Raw genomic sequence first — 25880 nt, forward strand, 5'->3', positions numbered from 1 at the left:
AAGAATATGGAAAATAAATCCGCACCGAAAGAGCCATCGCTCGACACAACTTATAACCCCGCAGAGATTGAACAACCTCTGTATCAGCATTGGGAAAAAAACGGCTATTTCAAAGCCAATGGCGATACAACAAAAGAGAGCTTCTGTATCGTGATCCCACCGCCAAACGTCACAGGTAGCCTACATATGGGTCATGCTTTCCAGCAGACCATTATGGATACCATGATCCGTTATCAGCGCATGCAAGGTAAAAACACCTTATGGCAGTCAGGGACTGACCATGCGGGTATCGCGACTCAAATGGTCGTTGAGCGTAAAATTGCCGCTGAAGAAGGTAAAACTCGTCATGACTATGGTCGTGATGCGTTTATCGACAAAATTTGGGAATGGAAAGCCGAATCAGGCGGTAACATCTCTAACCAAATGCGTCGTTTAGGTAACTCGGTTGATTGGGAACGTGAACGTTTCACCATGGACGAGGGTTTATCTAAAGCGGTTAAAGAAGCTTTTGTGCGTTTACATAAAGAAGATCTTATCTACCGTGGTAAACGCCTTGTTAACTGGGACCCTAAATTACACACAGCGATTTCTGATCTTGAAGTCGAAAACCGTGAAGTTAAAGGATCTATGTGGCATCTGCGTTATCCTTTAGCGGATGGGGCAAAAACAGCAGAAGGTAAAGATTACCTGATTGTTGCAACAACACGTCCTGAAACCATGTTAGGTGATACTGGTGTTGCGGTTAACCCAGAAGATCCTCGCTATAAAGATTTAATTGGTAAAGAAATTATTCTACCAATTGTTAACCGTCGTATTCCTATTTTAGCGGACGAACACGCGGATATGGAAAAAGGTACCGGTTGCGTAAAAATCACCCCTGCTCACGACTTTAATGACTATGAAGTTGGACGTCGTCATCAATTACCAATGATTAATATCATGGATTTTGACGGCAATATCCGTGTGAGTGCAGAAGTATTAGATACTAATGGTGTTGAGTCTGATATTTACAGCACTGAAATTCCAGCAGCCTACCAAGGTATGGAACGCTTTGCTGCCCGCAAAGCAATTGTCGCTGAATTTGAACGTCTAGGTTTACTAGAAGAGATCAAGCCTCACGATTTAACCGTACCTTACGGCGACCGTGGTGGCGTGGTTATCGAGCCTTTATTAACAGACCAATGGTATGTTCGCACAGCACCTTTAGCGAAACCCGCAGTTGAAGCCGTTAAAAATGGCGATATCCAATTTGTACCAAAACAGTACGAAAATATGTACTTCTCATGGATGAATGATATCCAAGATTGGTGTATTTCTCGTCAACTGTGGTGGGGTCACCGTATCCCTGCTTGGTACGACAATGAAGGTAATGTCTATGTCGGCCGTGACGAAGAAGAAGTTCGTCGTGAAAACAATATCGCCGCTGATGTGGCATTACGCCAAGATGATGACGTATTGGATACATGGTTCTCATCTGCACTATGGACATTCTCAACATTAGGCTGGCCTGAAAATACTAAAGCACTGAAAACATTCCATCCAACGAATGTCTTAGTCAGTGGATTCGATATTATATTCTTCTGGATCGCTCGCATGATCATGATGACCATGCACTTTATCAAAGACGAAGACGGTAAACCGCAAGTTCCATTTAATACGGTTTATATGACAGGTCTTATTCGTGATGAAGAAGGCCAGAAGATGTCAAAATCCAAAGGTAACGTACTAGATCCTCTGGATATGATCGACGGTATTTCATTAGAGAACCTGTTAGAAAAACGTACTGGTAATATGATGCAGCCACAAATGGCTGAAAAAATTGCTAAACGTACTCGCAAAGAGTTCCCAGAAGGGATTGAAGCACACGGTACAGATGCCCTGCGCTTTACCTTAGCCGCATTAGCGTCAACAGGTCGCGATATTAACTGGGATATGAAACGTCTATCTGGTTACCGTAACTTCTGTAACAAGCTGTGGAACGCGAGCCGCTTTGTTCTGATGAATACTGAAGAGCAAGATTGTGGTTACCAAGGTGGCGAAATGACATTCTCACTCGCTGACCGTTGGATCTTAGCTGAATTTAACAATACCGTTAAAGCCTATCGTGAAGCATTAGACAACTATCGTTTCGATATCGCTGCCGGTATTTTATATGAGTTCACTTGGAACCAATTCTGTGACTGGTATCTGGAGTTATCAAAACCTGCAGTACACAAAGGCAATGATGCACAAAAACGCGCAGCTCGTCATACTCTGATTGAAGTGTTAGAAGGCTTACTGCGTCTTGCTCATCCAATCATTCCATTTATCACAGAAACCATCTGGCAACGAGTGAAGGAAGTGAAAGGCATTGAAGGTGAAACCATCATGCTACAAGCTTTCCCTGAGTTCGATGCTTCGCTGGTGGATGAACAAGCACTTAACGATCTTGAGTGGATCAAAGAAGTGATTGTTGCCGTTCGTAATATCCGTGCTGAAATGAATATTGCACCAGGTAAACCACTTGACGTTATCTTACGTGGCGCTGATGACAATGCTAAACGCCGTGTTAGTGACAATATTGGTTTCTTAAAAGCTATGGGTCGTTTAGCTGATATTCGTCCATTAGCAGAAGGTGAAGAAGCACCATTATCAGTGACTAAACTGGTTAGCGGTGCAGAATTGCTGATCCCAATGGCTGGCTTTATCGATAAAGATGCAGAGCTTGCACGTTTAGATAAAGAGATTGAAAAAGTAGAGAAAGATATCACAACTTTAGACAGCAAATTATCTAACGATGGCTTTGTTAGCCGCGCGCCAGAAGCAGTTGTTGCTAAAGAGCGTGAACGCTTAGCGACATGTCTAAGCGCAAAAGAAAAGCTAATTGCACAGAAAATCTCTATCGCCTCTTTATAAGCACTATCGCTTTAAAGTCACAGAGATTGATAATGAAAACCCGCGTTTATCGCGGGTTTTTACTTAGTTTCTTTCAGTCAAAAAATAAAACCATTTTTCACTTTATTTCTTATTATTCTCGGTTCTAATCTCGTTAATATGTCTTTCTATTACTTATTTTCTCTTAAATTTAATCACTCACTAAAATATAACGCTAGCAATAAAGAGGGTAAGTAAGCAAAGAAAAAAGGTTTACGGTTTACAAACACGCTTAATCAATTAAGATAGTTTTTGTAGCCATCCGCGCTACTTTCAATGAAGAAGTTCCTTTCCGGTGCTCTCTCAATAAATAATCAAAAAATATTCTACTAATAAGTGAAACGATGAGTGCAACTATGACTGCAATCCAAACTATAACCCCAAATATTGTTATCCGAGCTATTGAAGAAAAAGACAACGCAGGTATTGCACGCGTTATTCGTGAAGTCTCTGCGGAGCATGGTTTAACTGCTGATAAAGGCTTTGCGGTTGCCGATCCGATTTTAGATACTCTCTATGAAGTTTATCATCAACCGCGCAGTGCTTACTGGGTGGTAGAAATGGATGGAGAAGTTGTTGGCGGTGGCGGTGTCGCACCACTTGCTGGTGGTGATGGCAATACTTGTGAATTACAAAAAATGTATCTTTCATCCAAGCTGCGTGGCAAAGGTATTGCGAAAAAAATCGTTCTGCAATCTCTTGAATTTGGTAAAGAGCAAGGCTTTAGCCGTTGCTATTTAGAAACCACAGATATCTTAAAAGCGGCTGTCGGTTTATACGAAAAGCTAGGATTCGAATTTATTGATGAAGCATTAGGTAACACTGGACATAGTGATTGTGAGATCCGTATGGTGAAGCCACTTTAAGCGTTCTTGCTGTTCCCTACGCCATACCATAAATAAAATAAGCTCTACTTTACCCGTATTTCTTATGCGGGTTTTTATTAGCCCCAATAGCATCTATTAGCACAAATTCTATTCATCAAAATGGTATAAACACAGTATATTTCTATGTTTGTTTTCATAATTAGTTTCTTAATTAAATATCATTAAAAAATTATTAATGAATTTTTTATCTTAAATATTATTAAAACTCACAAGTTTAAATTATTTTCCATTTCACTCTAGATAATTAGATCCCCCCTCTTAAATAAAATATTATTTATCTTGTTTTATATTTTAAAAAAAAGATTTTTTTATATTGCTATTTATAGCTAATTTAATATCTTTATACAGATAAAGTCATGTATTAGCTTTTATAACTCTAAAATTTAAAAGGAATTTTTGATGAAAAACTTTGTTAAAATTGCACTTATTGCTTCTGTCATTACTGTAATGACTGGTTGTACTGGTAGCGTATACAATAAAGAAAAAGACTGTAACTATGACTACTTACTGCACCCAGCCGTTTCTGTTTCTAAAATTATTGGTGGTTGTGGCGACACAAATAAATAAAGTTTAAGAAACAATCGTATTAATAAACTACATTCTGGCTTATTGTTGCTAAGAAAGAATGTAGTTTTTTCTATTAAATAGAAAAAACAATAATTAAATTTATTCAATTAAAATATCCTCACTCAATTATTCAAATATAACCTATTTATTGTTTCTATTTTCTTTATTACAGATCTTTTATTTTTATCCACTCAAGTTATTCATTTTTTTTGAACACCATCAACAAAATCCCCCTATTTTGTTCATATCGCGAACACTTTATGATCAGCTTCATTAAGAAATCGCAATAATCTGTATTACCTCCTTCTGTGTCTTGGTTATTGCGGTTTCTTTCCTAAACTTGGAGAACAATCATGACTATCAGACAGATTAATCATATTTATTCGGCGCCAAATTCACACTGGGTAGGCAATGGCTTTCCAGTCAGCACCTTATTTTCCTATCAGGAGAATGGTGAGAAACATAGCCCGTTTCTGCTGATGGATTATGCTGAACCAACACTGTTTAAACCTGTTACCAATGCCCGTGGTGTAGGCGCGCATCCTCATCGTGGGTTTGAAACTGTGACAATCGCTTATCAAGGTGAGGTTTCTCATCATGACTCTAAAGGTCATGCAGGAACTATTACCGCAGGTGATGTGCAATGGATGACCGCTGCTTCTGGTATTTTGCATAAAGAATATCACTCTGAAAAAATGACCAAAGAGGGTGGCGTATTAGAAATGGTGCAACTTTGGGTAAACCTGCCGACAGCATACAAAATGACAGAGCCTCGTTATCAGGCGCTGAAAGCAGAGGATATCCCTCATGTTGAATTACCTAATAGCCAAGGCTATGTCAGAGTGATTGCGGGTGATTATGCCAATACACAAGGTGTGGCAATGACCTACTCACCGCTAAATGTGTGGGATCTGCGTTTAAATCGCGCGGGTGTTTCACATCACAGTATTCCTGAAGGCCATAATGCAATGCTGTTTGTGGTGAGAGGTGCTGTACATATCAATGACAGTGAAATTGCACGTCAACACGATATGGTGATGTTAGATAATCATGGCGATACACTGACATTAGAATCAATGGGTGACACCATTGTTTTAATTCTAACTGGTGAGCCCATTAATGAGCCTATTGCAGGACAAGGGCCTTTTGTAATGAACACGCCAGAAGAGTTACAACAGGCTTTTGATGATTATGACAATGGCAAATTTGGTGTGATGGATTAATAGCTCTCCCCTTAAAACCAATAGTACCAGTCACAAAGTAACGATTTTGTGGCTGGTACTATTATTTTGCACTGATAAATCAGGTACAAAGGGACAACATTTAGCAAAAATTAATGTAAGCGTGATGACTTATCAGACTCTTCTTCTTCGCCGTCTTCGTCGTCACTATCTTCATCATCATACTCTGCGTCAGGATCTTCAAAATAAGTCCCCCAACCATCGTAATAGACACCCATTTTTTCAGCTAAATTCATTAATTGCTCAACTTGAGCATCAATAAGTTCAGCATTCAAACCACTTTCACTCACAGCATCAAAGCAAAATAAGATCTCACCTGATTCGACTTCGATTTCCTCAGGCTCTGTCACTTCGTAACCTAATTTAAAAACTTCAACAGCTGCTTTTTCTAGTGTTTCAAAATTTTCACAAGAAATATGGTGCTCAATGGCATACAGTGCATCAGGATCACTGCCATCTTCCAGTAATTCTTCAATAATAAGACGTGTTTCTTCACGTTGTTCTGCTAACTCTTTGCTGTCCGCCATAATCATGCTCCGCAATAGTCTGAAAAGGTATCTTGTTCATTCTCCCACAGGCAGGATCAACACTCCATACTTAATATGATGCCCTTATCGCATACTGTTTAAATTAAAAGTTTTCCTTTAGGGGTTGATGATGAATATTTATTGATATAAATTGAATATAAATTCAATGACAGGATATCACTCTATGAACCCTTTTTATCAAAAATCATTCTTACGTTTACTTGATTTTTCACCTGCAGAAATTCAGCAATTGCTGGCATTGTCAGCACAATTGAAAAAAGCCAAAAAATCAGGCAAAGAAACTCAATATCTTACTGGAAAAAATATCGCACTGATTTTTGAAAAAGACTCAACACGTACCCGTTGTGCATTTGAAGTTGCTGCATTTGATCAAGGTGCAAGAGTGACTTATTTAGGCGGCGGAAGCCAAATTGGGCATAAAGAATCGATAAAAGATACCGCTCGAGTATTAGGGCGTATGTATGATGGTATTCAGTACAGGGGTTACGGACAAAAAACGGTAGATGCACTTGCACACTATGCAAGTGTACCTGTTTGGAATGGTTTAACCAATGAATTTCACCCAACACAGTTATTAGCAGATTTATTAACTATCACTGAACACCAAACTAAACCATTATCAGAAACAGTCTTTGCTTACCTTGGTGACGCTCGTAATAATATGGGAAATACCATGCTAGAAGCGGCAGCATTAACCGGTATGGATTTACGTTTAGTTGCACCTAAAGCATGTTGGCCTGAAGCAAGTTTAGTGGCTCAATGCCAAGACATTGCCAAGAAAAATGGTGGAAAAATCACACTCACTGAAAATGTGGCTGAAGGTGTCGAAAATGCTGATTTTCTTTACACCGATGTATGGGTCTCTATGGGTGAACCAAAAGAAGTTTGGAAAGAGCGTATTGCGTTACTGAAGCCTTATCAGGTTAATATGGATGTAATTAAATTAACAGGCAATCCAGACGTTAAATTCCTTCACTGTTTACCCGCTTTTCATGATGAAGAAACCACAATGGGTAAAACATTAGCTAAAGAGTTTAATTTATATGGTGGCTTTGAAGTCACTGATGAGGTTTTTGAATCAAAACACTGCATTGTGTTTGATGAAGCAGAAAATCGTCTTCACACCATAAAAGCCGTGATGGTAGCGACCCTTGCCAATCCGTTCTAAAATACATAATCATGCAAAACACCTATTTTTTATTGATGAAAAAATAGGTGTTTTCTTCGTTTTACCTCAAGCTTATTGATTTTTAAATTAAAAAAATTTTTTTTGTAAAAAGCAAAAGCAAACGCTTGCGCGCAACACTAAGATGCGTATAATGCGCCACAATTTGTCAGGAGGAAAGATGAAACAGCGCCTATTCCAATTCGTAACAAAAACAAGCACCTTAACTGGTCGCAAGCGCATTCTCTTTTTTCCAATAATTCAATTTTTTAAAACCCCTCTTATTGAGGGGTTTTTTTTGGCCTATAAAAAACCACTCATCGCACAATTCATCGCTAAAGGAGAACTCTAATGACTAATCCGCTCTACCAAAAGCATATTATCTCCATCAATGATCTGGACAGGGAAGATTTGGAGTCTGTTCTTCACGTTGCTAACAAACTAAAACAGCAACCTAATAACGAATTGTTGAAAAACAAAGTGATTGCGAGCTGCTTTTTTGAAGCATCAACACGCACTCGCTTATCATTTGAGACAGCTATCCAGCGCCTCGGCGCATCAGTTGTTGGTTTTTCAGATGGAAGCAACACGTCACTGGGTAAAAAAGGTGAAACATTGGCAGATACCATCTCAGTTCTTCGCACTTATGCTGACGCCATTGTGATTCGCCATCCTCAAGAAGGCGCAGCGCGATTAGCTTCTGAGTTTGCTGGCGATATTCCGGTACTCAATGCAGGTGATGGGGCAAACCAACATCCAACACAGACTTTACTGGATTTGTTTACCATTCAAGAAACACAAGGCCGTTTAGATAATCTCAATATCGCGATGGTCGGTGACTTAAAATATGGTCGAACTGTGCATTCTCTGGCACAAGCATTAGCGAAATTTAAAGGTAATCATCTCTATTTTATCGCCCCTAAAGTACTTGCGATGCCAGAGCATATTCTTCACTTACTGGAAGAAAATGGCGTTGAATATAGCCAGCATGAAACCTTAGATGAAGTGATGTCAGAGCTGGATATTCTCTACATGACACGCGTACAGAAAGAGCGTTTAGACCCTTCTGAATACGCGAATGTAAAAGCACAATTTGTTTTAACTAGCGCAGATTTAGTGAATGTTAAAGACAACCTCAAGATCCTACATCCACTGCCACGTATTGATGAAATCACGACAGATGTCGATAAAACACCTTACGCTTATTATTTCCAACAAGCAGGCAACGGTATCTACGCACGTCAGGCATTACTTGCCTTAGTTCTAAATAAAAACTTAGTTCTTTAATAAGGAGCACACCATGACACATGATCACAAACTAAAAGTTGAAGCTATCAAACGTGGGACTGTTATTGATCATATTCCAGCGCAGGTGGGCTTTAAAATTCTTTCACTGTTTCGCTTAACAGAAACGGACGAAAGAATAACAGTAGGTTTTAATTTACCTTCAGAAAATTTAGGTAAGAAAGACTTAATTAAAATCGAAAATGTCTTTTTAACCTCTGAGCAAGCAAACCGTTTAGCCATGTATGCACCTCAAGCAACGGTCAATATTATCGATGATTATCAAGTCGTTAATAAGATGGCATTAAGCTTGCCAGAACTACTTGAAGATGTGGTGCCTTGTCCTAATAGCAACTGTATCAGCCATAACGAGCCAGTACAAAGTAGTTTCCGAGTCAAAAAACTGGCCTCAGATGTTGTATTAACCTGCAAGTACTGTGAAAAAGAATTCGAACGCCACGCGGTTATTCGTTAATTCTTTTAACTATCTGCTCGTAAGGGCAGATAGTTTTTTATAAAAAAAGAATAATTATCTCTTAAAAGCCTCAAGACTATTTTTAGTAAAAATGGAAATAGTCTATTTCCTCTTTTTTATAAAAAATATTACTATAGCTTTAGCATTTTTATGGGCTAAAACTAGCGCTAAACCGTAATTCAACTCTATGTTCATTTTCTTTTTATACTTACAGACTTTATGATAAAGCCTGATATCTGTCATATTGCTAACTTACAGCACTGGCTATAATAGCGCCGTGCTAATCAAGCGTTAGCCTTAATCTTATAAAAACAGGAGTTCTACATGTCTTACGAAATTAATACCGATAAAGCCCCTGCAGCAATTGGCCCTTATGTACAAGGCGTTGACTTAGGTAATTTAGTGATCACTTCAGGTCAATTACCTGTTGATCCTGCGACCGGTGAGTTTGTTTCTGATAATGCAGCAGAACAAGCTCGTCAATCTTTAGAAAACGTAAAAGCAATCATCGAAAAAGCAGGTTTAACTGTTGCTAATATCATCAAAACAACTGTTTTCGTAAAAGATTTAAATGATTTTGGTACAATCAACGCTGCTTATGAAGCATTCTTCAAAGAGCATAACGCTGCATTCCCTGCTCGCTCTTGTGTTGAAGTTGCACGTTTACCAAAAGATGCAAAAGTAGAAATTGAAGTTATCGCTATCCGTTAATTTCGTCTCAATAGCAAGCCATAAAAAAGCAAAGGTCTCTTTATGAGCACTTTGCTTTTTTTATGTTCTCACTTTTTGATGAATAATTTATCACTTCTGTTTTTGGCGCATATTTACAATTCTGCCAATCCCTCTTGATGCCTGATGTAGCAAAAATACCTTGATGTAGATCAGTTTTAATGAAGATTATTTTCCTGCCAATAACTATATATTGTGCTTTAATACATACAGACCTACAACATATAGTAATTATACACATCTTATCCACAATGAGCCTGAATGCTGTGCCATCACCTGCTTTTATGGGATTTGAGCCTGTGGATAAATAGTTAAGGAGTAAGATTGTGAAAACCATAGTGATAAAACGAGACGGATGTAAAGTCTCTTTTGACCAAACCCGCATCAGCGATGCTATCAAAAGAGCCGCCGTAGCTTGTGAGATCACTGATGATGATTATTGCGTATCTGTCGCTCAATCTGTTTCACAATCTCTCGCAGGACGTTCGAATGTCGATATCCGTGAGATCCAAGACGCCGTAGAAAATCAGCTGATGGCTGGCAAACATAAAGATGTTGCCAGAGCCTATATTGAATACCGTCATGACCGAGATGTTGCCCGTGAGCAACGAGGAAGATTAACTCAGGAAATCCGAGGTCTTATCGAACAAAGTGATGTCTCTATTCTTCATGAAAATGCGAATAAAGACAGTAAGGTTATCCCTACCCAACGTGATTTACTTGCGGGTATTGTGGCTAAACATTACGCAAAATTACATATCCTGCCAAGAGATGTGGTACTCGCTCATGAGCGTGGTGAAATTCATTATCATGATCTCGATTATTCACCGTTTTTCCCTATGTTTAACTGTATGCTAATTGACCTTAACGGCATGTTAAACAATGGTTTTAAAATGGGAAATGCGGAAATAGAACCCCCTAAATCTATTTCAACAGCAACAGCAGTAACTGCACAAATTATCGCACAAGTGGCAAGCCATATTTATGGTGGTACAACGATAAATCGTATCGATGAAGTATTAGCGCCGTTTGTAAAATCAAGTTATGACAAACACTATAAAGTCGCGCAAGAATGGCAAATTGCTGATAAAGAAGCCTATGCCAATGCGCGCACTGAAAAAGAGTGTTACGACGCATTCCAATCTTTAGAGTATGAAGTTAATACACTACATACCGCTAATGGACAAACACCATTTGTCACTTTTGGTTTTGGCCTTGGCACATCAAAAGAAGCACGTTTAATTCAACGTTCTATTCTTGAAAATCGTATGGCTGGTTTAGGCAAAAACCGTAAAACGGCGGTTTTCCCTAAACTCGTTTTTGCCATTAAAGATGGCTTAAACCATAAATTTGGTGATCCTAATTACGATATCAAACAACTTGCTCTTGAATGTGCAAGTAAACGCATGTATCCCGATATCTTAAATTACGATCAAGTGGTTAAAGTAACGGGTTCATTTAAAACGCCGATGGGTTGCCGTAGCTTCTTAGGTGTTTACGAAGAAAATGGTGAGATGATCCACGAAGGTCGTAATAACCTAGGCGTTATCAGCCTGAACTTACCGCGTATCGCTATTGAAGCTCAAGGTGATGAAGCCACGTTTTGGTCACTACTTGACTCTCGCCTCGAATTAGCGAAAAAAGCACTGATGACACGTATTGCTCGTTTAGAAAATGTCAAAGCCCGTGTTGCCCCAATCCTTTATATGGAAGGTGCTTGTGGTGTTCGCTTAAAAGCAGATGATAATGTAGCTGAAATCTTTAAACATGGCAGAGCATCAATCTCATTAGGTTATATCGGTGTCCATGAAACCATTAATGCACTGTTTGGTACTCAAACTCACGTTTTTGATGACGAGATCTTAAGAGAAAAAGCGGTGGCGATTATCAATCGTCTACGCGAAGCAACAGATCAGTGGAAAGCTGAAACAGGTTATGGTTTTAGCCTTTACAGCACACCAAGTGAAAACTTATGTGATCGCTTCTGTCGTTTAGATGCAGCTGAGTTTGGCATTATTCCTGGTGTTACAGATAAAGGTTATTACACCAATAGCTTCCACTTAGATGTTGAAAAGAAAGTAAATCCATACGACAAACTAGATTTTGAAGCACCTTATCCACCATTAGCCAATGGCGGTTTCATTTGCTATGGCGAATATCCCAACTTACAACATAACCTTAAAGCATTAGAAGATGTGTGGGATTACAGCTATACCCGAGTTCCTTATTACGGCACAAATACCCCAATTGATGAATGTTACGATTGTGGTTATACCGGTGAATTCTCTTGCACTAGCAAAGGGTTTACTTGCCCACGTTGTGGTAATCACAATCCAGCGAGAGTGTCTGTTATTCGCCGTGTATGTGGATATTTAGGTAGCCCAGATTCACGTCCATTTAATGCGGGTAAGCAAGAAGAAGTTAAACGTCGTGTGAAACATCTAGCAAATGGTCAGTTAGGTTAATAGTGTGAATTACCATCAATATTACCCTGTTGATGTTGTCAATGGTCCAGGTACTCGTTGCACCCTGTTTGTTTCAGGGTGCATACACCAATGCCGAGGCTGTTATAACAAATCAACGTGGTCATTAACGTCAGGCAAGCCATTTACACAAGAGATGGAAGATCAGATTATTGCCGATCTTCAAGACAATCGAATCAAACGACAAGGATTATCACTTTCAGGTGGCGATCCCCTACACCCTCAAAATCTTTCTGCTATATTAAAATTGGTAAAACGTGTTAAAACGCAATGCCCTGAAAAAGATATTTGGGTTTGGACTGGCTATTTGCTAGCAGACTTAACCCCAGAGCAGCAAGAAGTCGTTAACTATATTAACGTACTGATTGATGGAAAATTCATACAAGAACTTTATGATCCCGCATTACTGTGGCGTGGTAGTAGTAATCAGGTGATCCATAAGTTGAAATAATACACATTGAATTAACTGGAGGATGTATGCCTTTAAGTGATAATAAATATGTAAACTTTTCTGAAGAACATGAACTGAACTACCATTTAAAGAAATGGGATAAAAAACAGTCTAAAGCCAATCGAGCACAACTCGTAAAGCTAGGTACCGAATTGAAAAAGAAACTCGGTGTTAAACATCTTCAACACACTGAAATAGATGCAGAGATAGAAAAAAATCTTTCATCATTTGAGTAACACCTAAAAGCCCATTTTTTGAAGTGGATCCTTGAAATTGGACACTTTTATTAAGTAACTTGTAAGGCCTGATTCCGATATTCAACTGGGATCAGGCCTTTTAATATAATCAATAATTATTTAAATATTCTCATTTTTCATTTCAACTATAAATTTAATTAAATATATTTAAAATAAAAATCATTAAAAATATCAAAATAAAAAATAAAATAATTATTATTAAATCAATATATTTAAATATAATTAAAATACAAAGAAATTAAAATAACCGCATCTATTAATAAAAGATTCAATTTAGTAAAAAAAATATTGATCAGGATTTTTTTATGTAATATGTTTTTAACAACCCATATTTTAATTAAATATTTAAAATTATGATTGCATTATTTATCTTTTCTATAATTCCAGATAGAAATTAAATTAGAGATCAATAAATATGAAATACATACATCATTATCTAAAGCGATTAAATATAGATCTTCCATTAGTTGCAAATTATAAATTTCTATCTAAATTTCATCATGCACATTTTTATTCTATTCCGTTTGAAAATATTGAAATGAAAAAAAGCACTTTTAAACTTCTTTCTTATCAAAATATTGCAAATAGAATAATATTTAATAAAAGAGGTGGCATTTGTTTTGATTTTTCTATTTTAATTAAATCATTCTTTGAGCACATTGGCTACTCGTATAGTGTTAGGTTAGCAAGGCTTTTAACTCCATTAATAACACCTACAACACATCTACTCTTTATTGTAACAATTGATGAAACCAAATGGATATTTGATATTGGATATGGTGCAAAAGGACCTCGCTCACCACTGATGTTGATAGATGGTTATGTACATGAGCATTCTTTTCTTTCTTCAAAAGTTAATTGGCATTCTGAATTTGGGTGGATTGTTTCAATAAAGGAAAATAGTCAACATGATGCAATTTGGGAAAATATATATGCCTTTCACGATATAGAGGCACTAGAACCCGATATAAGTATGGCTCATTTTTACACAATTAATTCCTCAGAAAGTCTTCTTAATACCAATATAGTTGCTAGTTTACCAAAAGAAAATGGAAGAATAAGTATCCGAAATAATGTTTTTACTGAAGTTAGAGGATATCTATCTTCATCTTTTCAAATTGCGAATAAACGAGAACTATCGGATTTGTTATTAGAAAATTTTGGCATTGAAATTCCCTTTCAACAAATACGAGAGGAATAAATTAAATGAAAGCAACTTATCTCATCGTTCCTGGATATACAAATTCTGGTGCAGATCATTGGCAATCCTATATGGAAAAAAAATATACCAATGTCACTCGTGTACAACAAAATGATTGGAATAATCCCTCCCGTTCTGAGTGGATTGAAAAACTTAACGAAATTATTAATAAAACCGATGGAGATATTATACTTCTTGGTCATAGTTGTGGTGCAGTCACTATTGCGCAGTGGGCATCGTCTAACAGATGTAACAAAATAAAAGCCATTATCCTTGTAGCACCAGCCGATGTAGATGCTAAATCAGCAATCTCTCCAATTCATCAGCAACGACCACTACCATCAACACCATTAGGTGTACGATCATTACTGATATATAGCGATAATGATAAATACCTCAGTAAAACTCGTGCACGTGCACTCGCTGAATTGTGGGGAAGTAAAACATATTGCGTTCAAGGGGCTGGACATATTCATAGCGCATCTGGATATGGCGAATGGATAGAAGGTGAAAAATTATTTGAAGAATTCACGAGGATCCCATTATTACATACAAGAAAAAAGGTATAACAATGTTTAGAAAGATTAAACATTTCAATCCTATTGTGCTTCACTTTCTTATCGCAACATTTTTGATGGGATTAAGTAATGGGATATTCGATGCTATATATAATTTTTATCTTGAAACTCGTGGTGTAGACAAGACTACGACAGGTTACATATATGCAATAGCAATGGTAATGATGACTTGTGCCGTAATTCCTCTGATCTATTTGAGTAGACGAATGTCTCAAAAAAAGTTACTCCTTCTTTTTTCATTTGTTTATGCAATCCCATTTATTTTACTACCAATACTGACATCCGTATGGAGTAGTGCTATCGCATTAGGATTTATCCTTTCTGGCATGATAGCTCTCTTATCTTTGGGAAATTCTTTGATTGGTTCCAACATTAAGGTTGAATATAGAACAACATTATTCAGTTATTTCTTTGTTTCTTACTTATGGGCAGCAATGATAGGTTCAGTAGTAACCAGTTTAGTAACCTATTATTCTCCCGCAACAGCCTTAACCAATTACCAAGGGCTTCTCATTGCATCTTTTATAGTTTCTCTTTTAATGATTTATTTTCGTGCGAAATCTATCCAAGGTATCTCAGAACCTGAACGAGATATTAGAAAATTTACTTGGGATAACAATATGGAGTGGAAGAATTTCGTCGCTCTATTCATTGCATCACTACTTCTAGGAGCCTCTATTACTCTCATTTTTCGATTTATAAATATTGTGATTAGCCTAGCTTACTCCATAAATGTCAGTGAAATAGCCTTAATAATGGGAGGAGATAAAATTGTTAGCATCATTGGTGCATTATGTGCCCCACTTTTAGTTAAAAACTTCCCCCTAAAGCCAACTATTATTATTGTGGGTATACTAACTGCGTTATGCCTCTATCTAGCCTCATATAATATACCGTTAATCATTTTCACCTCACTCTATTTTATTAGGCTATTTCTCAACTATTGCCTAATGCCATTATTGGATACTCTTGCAATTACAGGTTTTGCCAAGAAGAGAATGCTTTTATCTACAAGTATACGACAGCTTGCCTTTTATCTGGGTAGTGCGCTATCTGCTGTCTTTTATGGAAAACTATTAGATGAGGCCCAATGGGAATATACATTAATAATTTCTTCTATTTTCGCACTTATAGGTGCCATTTTTATGAGTTTTATTCGCAGGGAAAATAAGTAGGAAATTAATATTTAAAAGGAATTAATTATGACAAAGGATATTGTAATACCAGATAGTGAAAATGTTGCATTTATGCTGAAAAAACTTTCTGCACTCTGGAAAAACCGAGCAGCGGTAAACAACAAACACACTGATTATTCTGAATTAGCTTTTGAACCATCAAAGAGTGATTTTAGCGAATCGTTATTGCCATTTCGAAACCATGATGCATGGAGAGAAGCATCTCAAGATATTAAAAGCCGTTGCTTATCTTATGCATGGGGTATTTATAACCTAAAAACAATCTATATAGAATGCGATGTCGTGACGCCTGCCTGTGAAGATATTATAAAACGTCCTCCAATAAATTCGATAAATAGAGTGGAATTACAGGATGTAATGTCCGAAGCCCTTTTGGATGAAGCATTACATACTAGAATGTCAATAATAGCCTGTAACTATATATACGACCGTCGAAGATTAGAGCCTCTACATTATACAGATTTTAATTTAATTAAATGTCGCCAGATGATGCTTGCTGATTGTAATGCAGAATGGCAAAGAAGGCTTACTTGTTTTGCAGTAGCATGTGCGAGCGAAACCCTCATAACTGATTATCTGAAAGTCATGGCTGAAGATAATAGTATTCAAAGACTTTGCCATGAAGTCACAAAAGTTCATGCTCAAGATGAATGGAGCCATTCAAGCGTATTCAGCTATGTTGCTTATGATATTGTGCGAGATTTAACCTTTAGTGAACGCAAGCACATGAAAAATATTATGTTAAGAACTGCTGATTTATTTGCCAATAATGAACTGGGAGCTTGGAAAGAAGCCTTCAGACTTTCTCGCATGCCCTATGCGAGAGAAATCATTGAAGAAACAGATAATTGTAATGAGATAAATATTTATCTTGAATCTGTGGAAGCTATTATTTCTAGAATTGGCTTATAGCGCCAATAATGAGCTAAAAATGGAATCTATCTGCATTATTCAAGTCCAGGATCTTAATTGTGAATTATTAGTCGATAACAATAAAAGTATTCTTGATAATCTGTTACATCACAACATTCCTATTAGACACAAATGCCATTTGGGAATATGTGGTAGTTGTAAATATAAATTAAAAAATGGAAAAGTCAGAAATAATCCCGATTTTTGTTTATCAGAAAAGGAAATAGCTGAAAACATCTACCTTGCTTGTTGTTCCTTTCCTGATGAAGATTTCGAGATTGAAATTATATAAGGAGGTTAAATGAACGATAAATATGTATTGATCGTAGATCCATTTTCCAGTGGCGCTATTTTTGCAAATAGAGTTAAAGAACTTTATGGATATAACGTTATTGCTCTGATTACAAATAATAATCTTCCTCCTACGATTGTGTCTACGTTCAAGGAAGAGGATTATTCTGCTGTGTTTAATTATGCTTCACATGAAGAAGCTGCACAGCAAATAGAATTAGCACTGGGGCGTGCACCTGATTTCATCATATGTGGTTCAGAGCCTGGAGTTCTTATTTTTGATCTACTTTGTCATAGATGGAATCTACTCCCTAATCTATTTAAACTCAGCCAAGCTAGGCGTGATAAATATCTGATGCAGAAACAATTGATGCTTGATGGGATTCGTTACATTCCTCACTATCGCTCGGGTCAATTATCCAAAATATTAACATGGTGTGAAGAAAACCCCTTCAAGGAATATGTAATAAAACCCGTTTGTTCCTTTGGAACCGAAGGTGTATTTTTCTGTAAAAATACGGCTGAAATAAAAAATGCATTTAACTTGTTAATAAATACATTTGATTACTCTGGAAATAAAAACAAAGAATTACTTATTGAACAAAAAATCAATGGTATAGAATATGTAGTAGATGCAGTGAGTAGCAATGGTGTACATTTCATTGTAAATATATTTAAGTATCTAAAACAAAAAGTAAATGGCATTCCAATTTATCATCAGATGGTTACGGAGCCTGTTAATCTATTTCCAGAACTGGTTGACTATACAAAATCTGTACTTACTTCACTCGGTATCAAAAATGGTACTTCACATAATGAAATAATTATGTCTTCAAATGGCCCAGTACTGATTGAATCTGGAGCAAGAATGCATGGAGGTCTTGGACCAAGCCTTGTTGAACGATGTAATTCACACTCTCTAATAGATATGAGTCTACTAGTCCGTATAGCCCCCCACCAATTCACAGACGCAATTTGCACTTCACCTGTTTTACAACGTTATGCAGTCGAGTATTTTCTCTGCGCCCCCAATCAAGGGCATATAAAAGAAATAAATATTGAGAAACAGTGTAGTACCTTAAAAAGCTATGGTTTTACCATCTGTAAATACAAACCTAATGATTATTTACAAAAAACGACTGATTTAGTGACATCTTATGGAAGAATTGTTTTGTTTAATGAAGAATATTTGGCTTTGTCAACCGATGTACAAGTTGTAGCTGATTTAGAAAAAAAAGGAGCATTAATTAGTATTATATAACTCACTAAATCTTACGATATTGGTCTTTATATATTTTATCCAGTAGTAGGTTATCCAAATACTTACTTAATCACTCCTGTTATCAAATGCGAATCATTTTCAAAAAAGATGGTAAAAGTGATTAGTTTTGTTTTATTATTAACACTCTTAACTATTCTTTTTATGATGATATTTGATATGAAATTGGCCCTTTTCTCTGTATTTTCAATGATCTTACTTTCGGGTTGCAGCACTACTTGGGAACCTCAAGGTGCATCAGATTACACATTACAAGAAGCAAAACTCATTTGCGATTTCGATGCCAATACTCGCTACCCTATCCGCAAAGAAGTGCTACAACGGACTGTCTATCGTGATGTACAAAAGACATGTCGTAAGGATGATAAAGACCATTGTGGTGATAAAAAAACCTACACTGAACGTGTACCCATGACAGAAAGCTATGTTGAAGACATTAATCAAGAAGACAGAAAAACCTTCTACACTTCTTGTATGTCTTTAAAAGGATGGGAACAAAAAAGTCATTATTTTTGGGAATAGTAGAAAGTTAAGAAAAAATAAGTTTAGTCACGCTGCCAATAGAGCTTAGTTCCAAAGCCTAATTGATTATTGACCATCTTAATTTCTTGTAATTGCAATTCCCATAAAGGCACATGGATGGCGGCTAATGCGACAGGAAAACGTAAACAATAATGTTTTCTTGCATTGATGTCGTCCTTACCAGCCAATAAAGCAACCGAACCTGTAAATTGAATACCTTGCAGATCGGATACTGCAATTTCTTGGGTGCTAATACTTCCTGCAACTAATAAATTTTCCTGCATCATTTGAGCATGCCGTGTTTTCTTTTCAGAAAGAAAAACAAGTCTCATCTGATTTTCATCAAACCAATAAAAACAATTAGCACACCAAACATCACTCAATGAACGTGTTGTGCATAAGGTAAATACATGCTTATCACGTATATATTGTTTAATTATTTTGATCGAATCTGAAGAAGACATAATATACCTGTATAGACACACAAAGAGACGCTGTTTAGTTGATAATTATATCACCAAAACGAGCGTCTTTCCGAATGTCTCTTATTGCCGGTTATTTATCTGAAAGAGTTAATATTAACGATAAATTTCAGCATCTACAGTGAGGTAATTATCGCCTGTTGCACCTACAACTTTAAAGCTTTTTGCGCCTTCATCTTTTGCGATTTGGGCAATCTTAGCAGTTAAGCCATCTAAAGTATCACTACCTGTGATTGTGATATACTCACCATTCATCGAAGAACTTTTTGATACACTATCAGATGCGATTGAACCAAATGAAATAGCGCTTAAAGCTAATGTAGCAGCGATTAATGTAGATTTTTTCATAATAAACTCCAAATATATTCTAATTTTGCTAAGTATCGCGGAGTGTCTCTCTGTGATGTGGATCATATTATGCACTTTCGTTTAACTTTAAAATTAGCAATAATTGCTGTTCATTTTCAAAAAAATTGAATGTTATTTTTTAAATGATAGAACCTATTGTCACAAATATTTCACAACATACTGATATATCTAATAGATTTTATTTTGATAAAACGATAAATTACTCACTTAAAAAATTAAGAAATATTATTTATCAAAAGAAAAAATAGCACGAAAAGGAAAAAATGATGACGGAGACAATATGGTCACTCTATATCGTTAGAAATCGTCTCGGTTCTCTTTATACAGGGATCACAACAAATGTTGAGAGGCGTTTTCAACAACATCAGAATGGAACTGGCGCTAAAGCACTGAAAGGTAAAGGCCCTTTATTACTAGAGTTTTATTGTCAGGTAGGAGATAGACAACGAGCTTCTCAACTTGAATACCAGTTAAAGCAGCTGAAAAAAACGCAAAAAGAAAAGCTGATCATTGACCAGCCTTCAGACATTGCACTGTATTTAATACAAGATAAATAAATTTAGCTAAATTGGTCAAACAATGGTGAATAGTTGACTAAACCATGGATATCATCAACATTGCCATTTTCTAACGCATAAAGCTGAAAAGCATCTTCTGTATCAGGCCATTTGCAATGTAAGCCTTGTGACTTAGCTGGGATAAATCCTGATTTTTGATAGTACTCAGGCTCACCCAACACCACAACTGCACCGTAACCAAATTCATTTAGACTATCTAGCCCTTCATTAATCAGTTGACGTCCAATACCTTGGTTTTGGAAATCAGGCGCAACAGCAAGTGGTGCAAGCCCTACCCACTGACAATCTTTTCCATCAATATCAACAGGTGTAAAACCGATATAGCCAATCAATTGGCCCTCATCGCTAATTGCCACCATGCCTAATGTTAATAACCCTTCTTCACGTAAGTGTCCGACTAAATCAGCTTCAGCACTTGTCGGAAACGCTTGGCGTAAAAGGTTATCAATTGCAGGAATATCAACGGGAATTTCAACACGTATTAGCATGAAGTTGAGCTCAGTTCATGGCTGTGTAGCGTGTCTTCTTTTTCTTCTTGAAGCCCACTTTTTACAAACTCAGCCAGTTGTAATAAACCAAAACGCAACACAGATGGCATTGAGTCTAATTCAATTGCATCCATCAGGTTCTTAACATATAACCCGAGTTCTGTATCACCCTCAATTTGTAGACGACGTTGGAAAAATAAGGTGTCAGGATCTTCTTTGCGGGCAGCTATTAAAATAAGATCATTAGCATTTCCACTAAAGCTGACATCTTCTTTTTCTAAGCGACTAACCACTAATTTATCATCACGAACACTGATAAACCACTGTAAATGTAAGTCTCTTATCTCAACTTTTAGCCATTTATCTTCTAAAAAGTGTAAATCACCTTCAGCTAACGATTCACGAAATTGCCAACTTAAGAACTGTTCTAAAATGTCACGTTGCAAAGCAAATGGCGTAACTTGTAAAGGGTAACGTAAAAAACGAGGTCCCTCTTTAACCAAATGGGTACGAATTTTGTTAAACACGTTCGGACTCCTATAAATAAAATTACGGGCTATTGTGCCAGATATAGACAGATATTCTGCGATCCTATATCAATATTCGGTTAATCCGTTGTTCACATTTTGAGTTCTTTGATTTTACTTAAGCAAAAAACAGAGTTCTCTGCCCTAAATCAAAACCTTTTTTTATCTTGCTCATTACAATTTCTGATCATTCTTAATTTCTAAAGGGAAGTGAAGATGGAATTGCTGTGCCCAGCGGGTAATTTACCTGCCTTAAAAGCGGCCATAGATAATGGTGCGGATGCCGTTTATATCGGCTTAAAAGATGATACTAACGCAAGACATTTTGCTGGTTTAAATTTCACAGAAAAGAAGTTACAAGAAGCGGTTAATTATGTTCATCGCCACCAGCGAAAATTGCATATTGCAATAAATACCTTTGCTCATCCTGATGGATTTGACCGCTGGCAAAAAGCCGTTGATATGGCAGCATCTTTAGGTGCGGATGCTTTTATCTTGGCGGATATCGCCATGTTAGAGTACGCTGCAGAGCGTTATCCTCATATTGAACGCCATGTTTCTGTACAAGCCTCAGCAACCAATACACAAGCTATTGAGTTTTATCAACGTAACTTCGATGTGGCGCGTATTGTTCTTCCTCGTGTTCTATCTCTTCATCAAGTGAAACAATTAGCACAAACGAGTCCAGTACCTTTAGAAGTTTTTGCCTTTGGTAGCTTATGTATTATGGCTGAAGGTCGATGCTATCTTTCTTCTTATTTAACAGGTGAATCTCCTAATACCGTTGGTGCTTGCTCTCCTGCTCGTTTTGTACGTTGGCAGCAGACTCCACAAGGCATGGAATCTCGTCTTAATGATGTGCTTATCGACCGCTATTCACCCAATGAAAATGCTGGTTACCCGACATTATGCAAAGGGCGCTATTTTGTTGATGATCACTGTTATCACGCCTTAGAAGAGCCAACTAGCTTAAATACCCTTTCCCTATTACCTGAACTCATGGCGATGAATATTGCATCCGTCAAAATTGAAGGTCGCCAGCGTAGCCCTGCTTATGTCACTGAAGTCGCAAGAGTTTGGCGCGCTGCAATTGATCAGTGCAAGAAAGATCCTCAAGGTTTTAGTACTCACCCGCGTTGGATGAATGCATTAGGAAAAATATCAGAAGGAACGCAAACAACCTTAGGTGCTTATCACCGTAAATGGCAATAATAAGGATATAAAAATGAAATATGCATTAGGTTCTGTACTTTATTATTGGCAAAAAGAGACGCTTGAAACCTTCTATGAAAAAGCAAAACAGTGTGATGCAGATATTATCTATTTAGGTGAAACAGTTTGCAGTAAGCGCAGGGAAATCAAGCCTCAAGATTGGATAAATCTTGCCAAAGAAGTCGCTAAAAGCGGTAAACAAGTGGTTCTTTCTACCTTAGCATTATTACAAGCACCATCTGAATTAAAAGAAATTGCTAAGTTAGTTGATAACGGTGAATTTTTAGTTGAAGCGCATGATTTTGGCGTGATCAACATGCTTTATGAGCGCAATCTTCCTTTTGTCGCAGGCCATGGGTTAAATTGCTACAACGCTTATGCACTACGTTTATTGTATAAGCAAGGCATGATACGTTGGTGTATGCCTGTTGAGCTTTCTCGTGAGTGGTTAAATAATCTGCTAATTCAATGCGAAGAATTAGCGATTAGAGATAAATTTGAAGTTGAAGTATTGGCTTACGGGCATCTTCCTTTAGCCTATTCTGCGCGTTGTTTTACTGCCCGTTCTGAAAATCGCTCTAAAGATGATTGTGAAACTTGTTGCCAAAAATACCCTCAAGGCCGTGAAGTATTATCGCAAGAGAACCAACAAGTCTTTGTTTTAAATGGTATTCAAACGCAAAGTGGCTACTGTTACAATTTAGGTAATGATTTAGCGTCAATGGCAGGTCTAGTGGATATTATCCGATTATCTCCTGAATCTGACACGATTTTTGATACCTTGCAGCAATTTCGACAAAATGAACAAGGTCAACAACCACTGACAACAATTCATCATCATGACTGTAATGGCTATTGGCGTAAATTGGCAGGATTGGAATTAGTAGAGTAAAAATATAATATGTTGGAATAAAAAGCCCATAAGGGCTTTTTATTTTGACTCACCGCGATGATGTAACCAATGCTTAAATTGGTGCGTAATATGTCTTAATTCACCATTACGTAACATACCCACCAGTACACCTAATACGGTGTAAATCACACCTAAAACCAGCATCATCACGATATCACCTAATATACTTTGGAATGACAATCCCATCTGGTTAATTCCAGCCATGGCGTTTACTGCCCATGTAGAAGGTAATGCAGATGAAATGGCAAATACCCAGTTAGGCATCGCTTGTAATGGCCAAATCGTACCGGAAATATAGAACACAGGGGTTGTAACAAATGCCAGTGTTAGATAAATCATCTCAACACTACGTAAGCATTCTGTAATTAATTTACCTAATCCTAAGACTGCCAATAAGAATGGAAATGTCAGCATCCAGATTTGATAAAGTGGAGCCTCTTGGCGATAACCTAATACCCAAGGCCATAATGCAAAGAATACCGCGGATAAAAATAACCAAATCGGAATAAGTGCCGATAGCGCTCCTAAATAGACCGCTAATGGTGGCTTTCCTTTTGGCGTACTTCTCACGGCAATACTGACACGCACACAAGCAATTAAAAGGGAATGTTGCAATAACATCACTAATAATCCTGGAAAAATAATCGCGGCAAAACTTACCCCAGGGTTATACATCGCAATAGTTTCACCCTGAATAGGCTTTAATAGGATTTTTGATTGCTTAACACTAAAGCCTGCATTTTGTAAAATGCGCCCATTGTAAGAATCTAATAACTGTTGATAAGCCAACATTAATTCCTGCTGAATTTGCCCGCTGGCAAGACGGTTTGTGGCATCACCAAAGACAGGAACAGTGACATCTTTACCATTGAGTAATTTCTTTTCAAAATCAGTTGGCACAATAATGATGGCAAAAAGCTCTCGCATAATCATATCGTGGCGTGCTTCATCTAAATTATCATAGTTCTTGATGCTTAATTTAGGTGTCGAGTTTAGTGCGCGAATAAGTGAATAACTGGCTGGACTGTGATCTTGATTGATAACAGCGACAGGTAGATCCCATAAAACAGGTTTGGCATAAACCAAACTCATCACACACAGAGAAACAATTAACAACATCCACATAGGTTTTTCTAGCATACCCAATAGAACGCGCTTAAAGGTTTGGAAGTACATCTGCATCATGCAACACCTACCTGTAATTCCAATCGTTTAAAAATACGTTTGCGAACTAAGAAGGCGATAGCAAAAGGATAAATCAGCAAGAGTGAGCAAACATACAAAATACCTTGTAATGATACTTCTCTTAAGAAGATATCAAACATCGCATTTAAGGCGTGAGTTAAAGGTTCTAGATTCGAAATAATTTGTGCAGGTAATATCATTGAGAGTTCAGGTACAGCCATGCCTGAAAATGCTAATGCAATACTCACCAACATCCCTATCATACTGTATGCCGTGATCGCACTATTGGTAAACGCAAAAAGCAGTAACCCCACACTTTGAGCCGCAATAATATAAAAGAATCCGACCAACACCATATATAGCGGATTACCATTCACCTTCGCCCCCGAAAAATGCACTAATGCTGCTAATTCAATAATTAATAAGGTTAAGAAAAACAGAGTGTAAGGAGTGAGCTTACCAATAAGTGCAAATGTGAAGGGCTTAATATTCAAGAGCATATTACCGCGCGACAACGAATAAATCGTGCAGGTCACGACAAATAGTTGAAGCATATGGATCGTAGCCGCAAATTGCTGATAATAAATATAACTACCACTGGCATTAAACAAACTGTCATAAGAGAAAGTCACTTTTGCCAATGGTGGAACAGGTTTATTCATTTCTTGCGCTAAGACCGTGCGATATTGCGCATTAAGTTCTGCAATTAGTCCACTAAAATCCTGTATTGCATAACTCCCAGCAGCATAATATAACCCGTTGTAATACATACGTGTGGTGGGCTGCTTTCCAGCTAATACGTTGCTTTCAAAATGGCGGGGGATCGTAAGTATCGCGTAATCCTTTGCGCTACCAAGCCGTTCCATTGCAGTACGAGGATTACCATCTAGCGTATTTAATTGCGCATGAGAGCCTGCATTTAAGTCTCTGATCAGTGTTCGCGATAATGGGCTATTATCATTATTGATCACAGAAACTGGCAAATTCAGCAATGTACCTTCAGAAAAGTTAGCACTAATTAACGTGAACAACATTAATGGAAATAACCAGCTTAGCCAGTGAAAAACCGGGCTACGAACTGCCATATGAGTTTCTCGTGAAAATGCGCTACTAAAGCCACGCCAAGCTGCTTTTACTCTCATTATTC

Annotated in this window: 28 protein-coding genes; 21 read left to right on the forward strand and 7 right to left on the reverse strand. The window is 37.3% G+C overall.

The window, feature by feature from the left end; all coding sequences use genetic code 11:
* The first annotated feature begins 6 nt into the window (after positions 1–6).
* The 4 genes from DK861_RS06660 (at position 7) to DK861_RS06675 (ending at position 5590) form a co-directional block, all read left to right on the forward strand.
* Positions 7–2895: a valine--tRNA ligase gene (locus DK861_RS06660; protein WP_109399638.1), complete on the forward strand. Its 2889-nt coding sequence runs from the start codon at positions 7–9 to the stop codon at positions 2893–2895.
* A gap of 374 nt (positions 2896–3269) precedes the next feature.
* Complete coding sequence (locus tag DK861_RS06665) at positions 3270–3779, forward strand: GNAT family N-acetyltransferase (protein WP_109399713.1); 510 nt, start codon at positions 3270–3272, stop codon at positions 3777–3779.
* A gap of 420 nt (positions 3780–4199) precedes the next feature.
* Complete coding sequence (locus tag DK861_RS06670) at positions 4200–4367, forward strand: YhfL family protein (RefSeq protein ID WP_006535641.1); 168 nt, start codon at positions 4200–4202, stop codon at positions 4365–4367.
* A gap of 353 nt (positions 4368–4720) precedes the next feature.
* Positions 4721–5590, forward strand: a complete 870-nt coding sequence (locus tag DK861_RS06675) for a pirin family protein (protein WP_109399639.1) — start codon at positions 4721–4723, stop codon at positions 5588–5590.
* 110 nt (positions 5591–5700) lie between these two features.
* Here DK861_RS06675 and rraB read toward each other — a convergent pair whose 3' ends face one another.
* Positions 5701–6135 carry a ribonuclease E inhibitor RraB gene (gene rraB / locus DK861_RS06680; RefSeq protein ID WP_109399640.1) on the reverse strand — a complete coding sequence of 145 codons (435 nt, stop codon included), beginning with the start codon at positions 6133–6135 and terminating at the stop codon, positions 5701–5703.
* Between the two features lie 184 nt (positions 6136–6319).
* Between rraB and argF the strand changes: the two genes are divergently transcribed.
* From argF to DK861_RS06755, 14 genes are all read left to right on the forward strand, one after another.
* On the forward strand, positions 6320–7324 hold the full coding sequence (argF, locus tag DK861_RS06685) for an ornithine carbamoyltransferase (RefSeq protein WP_109399641.1): 1005 nt from the start codon (positions 6320–6322) through the stop codon (positions 7322–7324).
* Positions 7325–7502: 178 nt separating this feature from the next.
* Positions 7503–7673 (forward strand): hypothetical protein, encoded by a 171-nt coding sequence (locus DK861_RS18170; protein WP_162556766.1) that lies wholly within the window; start codon positions 7503–7505, stop codon positions 7671–7673.
* Positions 7673–8608 carry an aspartate carbamoyltransferase gene (gene pyrB, locus DK861_RS06690; protein ID WP_109399642.1) on the forward strand — a complete coding sequence of 312 codons (936 nt, stop codon included), beginning with the start codon at positions 7673–7675 and terminating at the stop codon, positions 8606–8608. The genes DK861_RS18170 and pyrB overlap by 1 nt, the downstream gene beginning before the upstream one ends.
* A gap of 13 nt (positions 8609–8621) precedes the next feature.
* Positions 8622–9080, forward strand: coding sequence for an aspartate carbamoyltransferase regulatory subunit (gene pyrI, locus DK861_RS06695; RefSeq protein ID WP_006535648.1), 459 nt, complete (start codon positions 8622–8624; stop codon positions 9078–9080).
* Positions 9081–9404: 324 nt separating this feature from the next.
* On the forward strand, positions 9405–9791 hold the full coding sequence (locus tag DK861_RS06700) for a RidA family protein (protein WP_006535650.1): 387 nt from the start codon (positions 9405–9407) through the stop codon (positions 9789–9791).
* 344 nt (positions 9792–10135) lie between these two features.
* Positions 10136–12274 carry an anaerobic ribonucleoside-triphosphate reductase gene (gene nrdD / locus DK861_RS06710; RefSeq protein WP_072064538.1) on the forward strand — a complete coding sequence of 713 codons (2139 nt, stop codon included), beginning with the start codon at positions 10136–10138 and terminating at the stop codon, positions 12272–12274.
* A 4-nt stretch (positions 12275–12278) separates the two neighbouring features.
* Positions 12279–12743, forward strand: coding sequence for an anaerobic ribonucleoside-triphosphate reductase-activating protein (gene nrdG / locus DK861_RS06715; RefSeq protein WP_109399643.1), 465 nt, complete (start codon positions 12279–12281; stop codon positions 12741–12743).
* Positions 12744–12769: 26 nt separating this feature from the next.
* Complete coding sequence (locus DK861_RS06720) at positions 12770–12979, forward strand: hypothetical protein (RefSeq protein ID WP_109399644.1); 210 nt, start codon at positions 12770–12772, stop codon at positions 12977–12979.
* Positions 12980–13415: 436 nt separating this feature from the next.
* A complete protein-coding gene (locus DK861_RS06725) occupies positions 13416–14201 on the forward strand; it encodes an arylamine N-acetyltransferase (RefSeq protein ID WP_109399645.1) in 786 nt (261 codons plus the stop codon).
* Positions 14202–14206: 5 nt separating this feature from the next.
* A complete protein-coding gene (locus DK861_RS06730; RefSeq protein ID WP_109399646.1) occupies positions 14207–14770 on the forward strand; it encodes an alpha/beta hydrolase in 564 nt (187 codons plus the stop codon).
* A 2-nt stretch (positions 14771–14772) separates the two neighbouring features.
* Positions 14773–15954 (forward strand): MFS transporter, encoded by a 1182-nt coding sequence (locus tag DK861_RS06735; protein WP_109399647.1) that lies wholly within the window; start codon positions 14773–14775, stop codon positions 15952–15954.
* Positions 15955–15981: 27 nt separating this feature from the next.
* Positions 15982–16887 carry a diiron oxygenase gene (locus DK861_RS06740; protein WP_006535660.1) on the forward strand — a complete coding sequence of 302 codons (906 nt, stop codon included), beginning with the start codon at positions 15982–15984 and terminating at the stop codon, positions 16885–16887.
* A 301-nt stretch (positions 16888–17188) separates the two neighbouring features.
* The gene (locus DK861_RS06750; protein WP_109399649.1) at positions 17189–18439 is read left to right on the forward strand and encodes an ATP-grasp domain-containing protein; all 1251 of its coding nucleotides are present in this window, start codon (positions 17189–17191) and stop codon (positions 18437–18439) included.
* Positions 18440–18616: 177 nt separating this feature from the next.
* Entirely contained in the window at positions 18617–18979 is a 363-nt protein-coding gene (locus DK861_RS06755; protein ID WP_109399714.1) for a hypothetical protein, read from the forward strand.
* A gap of 23 nt (positions 18980–19002) precedes the next feature.
* Here the strand turns inward: DK861_RS06755 and DK861_RS06760 are convergent, their stop codons facing one another.
* On the reverse strand, positions 19003–19443 hold the full coding sequence (locus DK861_RS06760; RefSeq protein ID WP_072064541.1) for a YhbP family protein: 441 nt from the start codon (positions 19441–19443) through the stop codon (positions 19003–19005).
* A gap of 114 nt (positions 19444–19557) precedes the next feature.
* Positions 19558–19809 (reverse strand): YdgH/BhsA/McbA-like domain containing protein, encoded by a 252-nt coding sequence (locus DK861_RS06765; RefSeq protein WP_072064542.1) that lies wholly within the window; start codon positions 19807–19809, stop codon positions 19558–19560.
* Between the two features lie 287 nt (positions 19810–20096).
* Here DK861_RS06765 and DK861_RS06770 point away from each other — a divergent pair, with 287 nt between their 5' ends.
* Entirely contained in the window at positions 20097–20387 is a 291-nt protein-coding gene (locus tag DK861_RS06770; RefSeq protein WP_072064543.1) for a GIY-YIG nuclease family protein, read from the forward strand.
* Positions 20388–20389: 2 nt separating this feature from the next.
* On the opposite strand, the gene DK861_RS06775 is transcribed toward DK861_RS06770, so the two are convergent.
* Positions 20390–20896, reverse strand: a complete 507-nt coding sequence (locus DK861_RS06775) for an N-acetyltransferase (protein ID WP_006535668.1) — start codon at positions 20894–20896, stop codon at positions 20390–20392.
* Positions 20890–21423, reverse strand: a complete 534-nt coding sequence (locus DK861_RS06780) for an SCP2 domain-containing protein (RefSeq protein WP_006535669.1) — start codon at positions 21421–21423, stop codon at positions 20890–20892. Before DK861_RS06780 ends, DK861_RS06775 begins: the two co-directional genes overlap by 7 nt.
* 216 nt (positions 21424–21639) lie before the next feature.
* On the opposite strand from DK861_RS06780, the gene DK861_RS06785 reads away from it, so the two are divergent.
* Positions 21640–22635, forward strand: a complete 996-nt coding sequence (locus DK861_RS06785) for a peptidase U32 family protein (protein WP_006535670.1) — start codon at positions 21640–21642, stop codon at positions 22633–22635.
* Positions 22636–22648: 13 nt separating this feature from the next.
* Entirely contained in the window at positions 22649–23527 is an 879-nt protein-coding gene (locus tag DK861_RS06790) for a U32 family peptidase (RefSeq protein ID WP_109399650.1), read from the forward strand.
* A gap of 39 nt (positions 23528–23566) precedes the next feature.
* Here DK861_RS06790 and DK861_RS06795 read toward each other — a convergent pair whose 3' ends face one another.
* Both DK861_RS06795 and DK861_RS06800 read right to left on the reverse strand, forming a co-directional pair.
* Entirely contained in the window at positions 23567–24730 is a 1164-nt protein-coding gene (locus DK861_RS06795) for an ABC transporter permease (protein ID WP_072064545.1), read from the reverse strand.
* A complete protein-coding gene (locus DK861_RS06800; protein ID WP_109399651.1) occupies positions 24730–25875 on the reverse strand; it encodes an ABC transporter permease in 1146 nt (381 codons plus the stop codon). The genes DK861_RS06795 and DK861_RS06800 overlap by 1 nt, the downstream gene beginning before the upstream one ends.
* Between the last annotated feature and the right edge of the window lie 5 nt (positions 25876–25880).

Origin of the sequence: Proteus sp. TJ1640, from assembly GCF_003144445.1 — a bacterium.
Lineage (GTDB): Bacteria > Pseudomonadota > Gammaproteobacteria > Enterobacterales > Enterobacteriaceae > Proteus > Proteus penneri.